The sequence below is a fragment of the Allochromatium palmeri genome, assembly GCF_009720725.1.
GTDB classification, from domain to species: domain Bacteria; phylum Pseudomonadota; class Gammaproteobacteria; order Chromatiales; family Chromatiaceae; genus Thermochromatium; species Thermochromatium palmeri.
Genome location: NZ_WNKT01000155.1, coordinates 1 through 678, shown reverse-complemented (window position 1 = coordinate 678; position 678 = coordinate 1). Strand labels below are relative to the sequence as shown.

Here is a 678-nt window from a genome sequence, read left to right as displayed (position 1 = left end):
CAATACGCTGCTCGCCAGCGGCGGCACCCTGCGCTACACCCTGACCCTGACCAACCCGAGTGGTCCGAATGTCGGCAACGGCTATAATCTCGTCATCGCCGATCCGCTCCCGACGGGCGTCAGCACGGCGTCAGTCGTCAGCACCACGCCTAGCGGCGACGTCACCAGCGCCAGTTGCACCATGACCAGCGCCACGCCGCCGACTCTCAACTGCACCGCAGCCGTCTTCCCACCGGATGGTCAGCTGGTTGTCGTCTACGACGCGGTCACGACAGACGCCCTGACACCGGGCGCTACGCTGAACAACGCCGCCCTGGCCACCTGGACCAGCCTGGCCGACACCAACGCCGATGAGCGCACCGGCAGCGGCACCAGCCCGAACGACTACCGCACCAGCGCCAACCGTTCGGTGCTGATCGGCACCCCGGCGCTGGTCAAATCGATTCTCACGCCCCAGACCCGCTACGCCATCGGCGACGAGGTCAACTATCAGGTCGTGCTGTCGATTCCCGGCACCCTGACCAACGCCGTTTTCAATGACGTCCTGCCCCTCGGGCTGACCTATGTCGACGGCAGTCTGAATCTCGTTTACGACGCCGGCCTGAGCGCGACCAACGCCCCGAGCACCTTCGTCCGAACCGACGACACGCCCGAAGCCGGCCAGGAAACCCTAGCGTT

At 65.9% G+C, this 678-nt stretch carries 1 protein-coding gene; it reads left to right on the top strand.

Annotated elements, in window-relative coordinates; genetic code table 11:
• Nucleotides 1-678 (top strand): hypothetical protein (locus GJ668_RS19905; protein ID WP_155451811.1); only part of this gene is annotated, 678 nt, incomplete at both ends.